General features: G+C 45.5%; 7 protein-coding genes. All 7 read right to left on the minus strand.

From position 1 onward, the window contains the following. Positions 1–157 precede the first annotated feature (157 nt). Entirely contained in the window at positions 158–355 is a 198-nt protein-coding gene (gene yacG, locus B9J84_RS01550) for a DNA gyrase inhibitor YacG (protein WP_094123371.1), read from the minus strand. A gap of 89 nt (positions 356–444) precedes the next feature. Next, complete coding sequence (gene zapD / locus B9J84_RS01555) at positions 445–1,185, minus strand: cell division protein ZapD (protein ID WP_013857689.1); 741 nt, start codon at positions 1,183–1,185, stop codon at positions 445–447. Positions 1,186–1,217: 32 nt separating this feature from the next. Beyond that, positions 1,218–1,826 carry a dephospho-CoA kinase gene (gene coaE / locus B9J84_RS01560; protein WP_064624393.1) on the minus strand — a complete coding sequence of 203 codons (609 nt, stop codon included), beginning with the start codon at positions 1,824–1,826 and terminating at the stop codon, positions 1,218–1,220. After that, complete coding sequence (locus B9J84_RS01565) at positions 1,817–2,698, minus strand: A24 family peptidase (protein ID WP_094123372.1); 882 nt, start codon at positions 2,696–2,698, stop codon at positions 1,817–1,819. The genes coaE and B9J84_RS01565 overlap by 10 nt, the downstream gene beginning before the upstream one ends. A 38-nt stretch (positions 2,699–2,736) precedes the next feature. Further along, positions 2,737–3,963, minus strand: a complete 1,227-nt coding sequence (locus B9J84_RS01570; RefSeq protein WP_047688859.1) for a type II secretion system F family protein — start codon at positions 3,961–3,963, stop codon at positions 2,737–2,739. A gap of 42 nt (positions 3,964–4,005) precedes the next feature. Further along, the gene (pilB, locus tag B9J84_RS01575) at positions 4,006–5,694 is read right to left on the minus strand and encodes a type IV-A pilus assembly ATPase PilB (protein WP_094123373.1); all 1,689 of its coding nucleotides are present in this window, start codon (positions 5,692–5,694) and stop codon (positions 4,006–4,008) included. After that, positions 5,695–6,135, minus strand: coding sequence for a pilin (locus B9J84_RS01580; RefSeq protein ID WP_179217496.1), 441 nt, complete (start codon positions 6,133–6,135; stop codon positions 5,695–5,697). It abuts the gene before it with no gap. Between the last annotated feature and the right edge of the window lie 144 nt (positions 6,136–6,279).

The following is a 6,279-nucleotide window of genomic DNA, read 5'->3' on the forward strand; positions in this document are numbered from 1 at the left end:
GGCGTTACGTAAGGCACCAAGACAAGAAAGATCAAGAATATGAGGCGCAGTTAGAGTTGAAGATAAACTAGCAGCGCAGGGATGCCCCCTTATAGGGGGCTATAAACCAAAGCCGCCTTCTAAGAAGGCGGATTTTTACATGTGTTTTATATGTGCGCTAATATTGATCTTCTGACCAACCATCACTGTCTGACATATCCGGTGCACCGGGAATACTTTTTTCCTCATCGGCCCACTCGCCAAAATCGATCATCTGACACTGTTTGGAACAAAAAGGACGATAAGGGCTCTGTTCTCCCCATTCGACATCGGTTTTGCACTGCGGGCATTTTACAATGGTAATTTTCTTTGACATAACGGACTTCAAGTAACGATGGATAGGCGTAAGTGTATTACCTAACGCAATGGAAAGTAAGAGTCAGTCGGGAATTGAAGCGGAATTGATTAACAGCAGACGGCGAGATCAAACTCGATATCGCGCCCTGTTGCTTGGCCTGATTGGAATTCGATAAACTTAATCGCGAAGCGATTTTTATGTCCTGAGATCATGGGGTATACCCCATACTCAAGTGGGATCGACAAGCGCAAGATATTGGCGTCTTCTGCATCGCTTTGATAAAAACCTAATCGTGCTAGGCGTGCTTTAAAATGGCCCGTTTCGCGGGTTAACTTTAGCCAAAGTTGCAACGCATCTGATAACGGTCGCAGCGTTTCCATCCATTGGTGCGCATCTTGGGTCTTCTTTTCTATCGGAATGTGTAGCCAGTAGTGCAGGGCTGGCAGGTCAAAACAGCACGACCCGCCCGGTAAATTAAAACGTTGGCGAATCGTGCTTAAGAAACGATCTTCTTTGAGTGATTGACCAAAGCGTTCAGCGCTCATTAAATTACGATGCACCTCGTCGATCTCTTCAAGGAGCGATAGCAACATTTCTTGATCAACACCATCCACATTGAGCCAGCTACGGTAGTTCAAACGCTGTTTTTCAATATCTTTAGCCAACTCGCTTTTGAGTTGGATCTGTTCGAAGATTTCGAGTAAATCAAACAATGAACGAAAGAAGAGTTGGTGTTGAATACCGTCACGAAACTGAGCGGAATGCATCAACTGGTTAAGCAGTGCTTCGACTCTTAAATAGATACGAGTTTTTTCGTTCAGTGGGTGTTCAAACTTATGCGTGGTCATCTAGCTAGCCTTAGGTCCGGTCTGGGTTATTCTTACAGACTTAGGCTGCATATGGCTAGATACTTTTTGTGTAATTCTGTGATTTGAGGCAAAAGTTTTTGGTTTTCTGCGCTATTTTTAATCACATCGTCAGCGTATTGCAATCTTTGCTCACGGCTCGCTTGAGCAGCTAAGATCGAACGGACTTGTTGTTCTGATACCTTGTCTCTTGCCATAGTGCGAGCGATTTGGGTTTTTAGATCAACATCAACCACTAAGATGCGATCAACTAAGGTTTGTAGGTTATTTTCTATCAATAATGGCACAACCAATAAAGCATAAGGCGAGGTGGTTTTTGCTAAATCAGCGATCATTTTTGCACGGATCATGGGGTGAAGAAGCTGATTAAGCCAAGCCTTTTCTTGCTCATCAGCGAAGATCTTTTCTCTTAACGCGGTGCGATCCAATTGTCCATCGGGCTTTAATATGGCAAGGCCAAAGTGCGCGCAAATCGCCGTTAATCCTTCACTACCTGGTTCGACGACTTCTCGAGCGATGATGTCAGCATCCACGACATCAATCGAGAAATGCTGCTGAAATAAATGAGCAACGGTGCTTTTTCCGCTGGCAATCCCGCCGGTTAAACCCACCACTAACCCCATGACGATAACCCCATAATTGAACCTAAATACCAACTCATAATATCGTTACCCCACAACAAGGTTAGCCAGCCGGCAATGGCGAGATAGGGGCCAAAAGGAAAGGCTTTGTCGATCCCTTTTTTTTGCAAGCGCAATTGAATTAGGCCAAAGACAATGCCAACCACAGATGACATGAGGATGATGATGGGCATATATTGCCAGCCCAACCAAGCGCCGAGAGCAGCCAGAAGTTTGAAATCGCCATAACCCATTCCTTCTTTGCCTGTGACGAGTTTAAACAGCCAATAGACCGACCATAAGCTCAGATAGCCAGTAATGGCGCCGATCACCGCATCTTGCAAACTGACTGGGCTAATGTGCATCAATGATAAGCTGAGGCCCGCCCACAGTAGTGGCAGTGTCAGCTTGTCGGGTAACAGCATGGTATCGAAATCGATAAACGTCGCCGCGATTAGCACAAAAGTGAAAAACAATAGCGCTAGTGAAAAATAACTAAAACCGAAGTGGCTAGCCACGACAAAGCTCATACTGGCGGTGAGCAGTTCAATCAAAGGATAGCGTGCACTGATCGGACCTTGGCAACGGGAACATTTCCCTTTTAAAAAGAGCCAACTGAGTAGCGGAATATTGTCAATAATACGGATTGGCGTATCACAGTGTGGGCAGCTAGAACGGGGGACACTGAGCGTGAGTTGCCCTTCCGGTGGCGCAATGTGATATTCGGGAAAGCAGTCAGCGCACTCTTGTCGCCATTCTCGCTCCATGATTTTGGGTAGACGATAAATGACCACATTGAGAAAACTCCCCACGATTAAGCCAAACAACGCTGCAAAAAGTGGAAAGAGCCAAGGGTAATAAATAAAAACTTCCATGCACAGACTCGATAATTAAAAGATTAGCAGTGCTAATACTATCCTAATACACTCATTAAGTTAAAGATGGGCAAGTACATTGCCACCACCAAACCACCGACCACCGTACCCAAAAAGACAATGATCAATGGTTCGAGAATTTTACCTAAGTTATCGACGGTATTATCAACTTCAAATTCGTAAATGGTGGCGACTTTATTGAGCATGTCATCCAATCGGCCTGATTCTTCACCAATCATCACCATTTGCAGCACCATTTCAGGAAAGGCTTCGGTATTACGCATCGCAATATACATTGGCATACCGGCTGCCGTATCACGATAGACCTCATTAATCGCCGTCTCAAAATGGACATTGCCAGCGGTTTTGGCGGTGGTTTTTAAGCTGGCTAAAATCGGAATGCCTGCGCTAAAACTGGTGGCGAGTGTGCGACTGAATTTAGCAATAGAGGCTTTGCCTATCACCCCGCCAAGAATGGGAAACTTTAATCCTAATCGGCTGGTTTTTAAGCGTATTAAAAAAGATTTTTGCCGTACTGCTTTCACGGCAATTGTGGTGAGGATTATGATGATGAGTACCCACAAACTGTAACTTTGCACCCAATGAGAGAGTTTCAATACTTGCTGTGTAAACCAAGGTAATTCGGCTCCGAATCCTTTGAACATGCTTTCAAACTCAGGGATCACCATAGTAAGCATTAAGTAAGAAACACCTAACGCGACCAACACCACCATGGTTGGGTAGATGAGCGCTTTAATGACTTTAGCGCGCAGTTGTTCACTTTTTTCTCGATAAGTCGCTAGCCGCTCAAACACTTCAGCCAAGTTACCTGACTGTTCGCCTGTGTGAATGAGATCAACATACAAGGTATCGAAATGGGTGCTGGCGGTACGCATCGCTTTGGAAATTGGCGTTCCGGCTTCAACCCCTTTGGTGACTTGCGACAAAATGGATTTCATTTCGGCTTTACGATGGTTATCTCCGACCAGTTTTAAGGCTTGCACGATGGGCACGCCCGTGGTCAGCATGGTCGCCAATTGGCGTGTCAGAATAGTGATGTCTCTGGCCTTCACGCGATGAGTCAAGCGGGTGATAAAAGAGACGCCCCCTTTTTTGATTTTTTTGATCTGAATGTGCTGCTCTTTAAGTTTGTCACGCACTTCCAGTTCGGTTAAAGCGAGAGTTTGGCCAGATACTTTTTTGCCCGAACTATTGATGCCTTTCCAACGATAATTTTTGAGTTCTGATTTGATTTTTGTGTTCATACAATAGAGTCACCCAATGGCTAGCTAAGAGGGGTCAAAGCGTTAGAAATAGAGCACGCGTTGCAGCTCTTTGAAGCTGGTTACGCCGTTTTTGAGCTTTTCAATGCCTGATTCTTGTAGTGTCTGCATTCCGTTGGCTTTCGCGATCTGCTCTATTTGATGAATGCTTGCTTTTTGCATAATCGCTTCAGCCAGCTGTGGGTTAAACGCCATCACTTCATAAATGCCGACTCGACCTGAATAGCCCCCTGTGCATTCGTTGCAACCATGCGGGTTTGCTTCATAAATGGTTTCTGTCGCTAGCAGCTGAAAATGTTGCTGCAACTGCATTGAGGGCACGACGGCAATTTTGCAGTGCCGACAAAGGCGACGAGCTAAACGCTGGGCAATAATTAAACTGAGTGAAGAGGCTAAGTTAAACGCTTCAATTCCCATATTACTCAAGCGAATTACCGTTTCGGCGGCGGAGTTAGTATGCAAGGTAGAAAGAACTAAATGCCCGGTTTGTGCCGCTTTCACGGCGATTTCGGCAGTTTCTAAATCGCGGATTTCGCCAACCATCACAATGTCGGGATCTTGCCGTAAGAAAGAGCGTAATGCTTGCGCAAAGCCAAAGCCAATTTTTGGCTGCACTTGAACTTGGTTGATGCCGGATAAGTTAATTTCTACCGGATCTTCAGCGGTGGAAATGTTCACTTCAGCAGTATTTAAAATGCGTAGCCCCGTATAGAGTGAGACGGTTTTTCCGCTGCCCGTCGGGCCCGTCATTAAAATCATCCCTTGTGGTTTTTTCAGCGCAGCTAAGTAGAGTTGTTTTTGCTGGTCGTTATAACCCAATTTGTCGATATCTAAGTTAGCGGCGCTGCTATCAAGTAGGCGCAGTACGATTTTTTCGCCCCATAAAGTGGGGAGGCTGGAAACGCGCATATCGATGGCGGTGTCTTGATTCAACCGCAGTTTAATTCGTCCATCTTGTGGTAAGCGCCGCTCGGCAATATCGAGTTTGGATAAAATTTTAAGCCGCGCGGCAAGTCGGCGACTTAAGTTGCTTGAGGGACGCTGCGTTTCCACCAAAATACCATCACAGCGCAATCGTACTCGGTAAAGCGCTTCGTACGGTTCGAAATGGATATCGGATGCGCCTTTTCGCACTGCATCAAGCAGGATTTGGTTAATAAAGCGGCTGACTGGGGCGTCATCTTGGCTGAGGTCTTCAATCGATTGAATTTCATCATCAGACAGCTTAACTAAGTTCGCCAGTTCATCTTGGCTGATCTCTTTCCCTGAAGAAGAGGATCCTTGAATTGTTCGGCCATACAAGCGCCGGATGGCTGCTTGCAGCGCTTTGTAGTCGGCTAAAACCAGTTCAACTTGTAAGCCTGTCGCGAAGCGAAAATCATCTTCCACTTGTAAATGGGTCGGGTCGGAAACCGCGATGGTCAGGGTTTGGCCATTATGGGCAATCGGCAGTGCTTGGTAACGGGTGATGAGATCACGCAAACCAAGCTGTTGGCAGAGTTGCGGGTAGTCGTAGCGGATTAAGTCGGTGTCCGGTAGGCCAAAAAGGGTACTTAACTGCTCAGTCAGTTCATGAGGATGGAAAAAATCCAAAGCGAGCAAAGCTTCTGGCACACTCGCACCAGACGCTTTGATATGTTCAATAACTGCGTGTTCTTGCGTCGGGCTCAATATCTGAGCCTGACGCAGAATCGCAGGGAGGTTGGTTAGCATTTAGTAAGTATTGATACAACTATTTGGTCTTGAATCTGTTGGAATATTTTTTGTTGCACACTTCCATCCAGTAGTGTTGTTTTTTGCAAATTGGACACTAGCTGTTGAGCTTTGAAGCGATCCTTGAGTGAACAAAAATGTTGCAGTACCGCCAGATGTTCCTACAGGAGCTAATGTGATTGTGCCCAAGCCATTCATGCTACCATCTCCACCAATAAGGTTAGTGTTATTTGGGTATGTTCCGCCATTTTCTTGTTGGTACATATCAATGTTCGTTAACAAGCCTCTTAAGGTTGCTGTTGCTGAGGCAACCTCTGTCTTTTGAACGTAGTTTTTATAAGCAGGAATAGCTACTGCCGACAACACGCCAATAATCGCCACCACAATCATCAATTCAATTAAGGTAAAACCACTTTGTTTCGCTTTCTTATTTGTGTTCATTATTTGATTTGCTCCGTTTGAACGCATAAGGATGGGCAGAGCATAAGAAGCTTGTGGGTTGGTGGGAATGAGATAAAGAGCAGTGCGCGAGTGATCTGGATTTTTTACCTGTTTAGTTGCATATATCAATCACTGAAATACGAC

The organism is Vibrio sp. V03_P4A6T147 (genome assembly GCF_002241085.1).
Taxonomy (GTDB): domain Bacteria; phylum Pseudomonadota; class Gammaproteobacteria; order Enterobacterales; family Vibrionaceae; genus Vibrio; species Vibrio anguillarum.

Coding starts and splice junctions, on each gene's coding strand:
- pilB (WP_094123373.1), bottom strand. CDS start 5,694: ATGCTAACCAACCTCCCTGCGATTCTGCGTCAGGCTCAGATATTGAGC.
- zapD (WP_013857689.1), bottom strand. CDS start 1,185: ATGACCACGCATAAGTTTGAACACCCACTGAACGAAAAAACTCGTATC.
- B9J84_RS01580 (WP_179217496.1), bottom strand. CDS start 6,135: ATGAACACAAATAAGAAAGCGAAACAAAGTGGTTTTACCTTAATTGAA.
- yacG (WP_094123371.1), bottom strand. CDS start 355: ATGTCAAAGAAAATTACCATTGTAAAATGCCCGCAGTGCAAAACCGAT.
- B9J84_RS01570 (WP_047688859.1), bottom strand. CDS start 3,963: ATGAACACAAAAATCAAATCAGAACTCAAAAATTATCGTTGGAAAGGC.
- B9J84_RS01565 (WP_094123372.1), bottom strand. CDS start 2,698: ATGGAAGTTTTTATTTATTACCCTTGGCTCTTTCCACTTTTTGCAGCG.
- coaE (WP_064624393.1), bottom strand. CDS start 1,826: ATGGGGTTAGTGGTGGGTTTAACCGGCGGGATTGCCAGCGGAAAAAGC.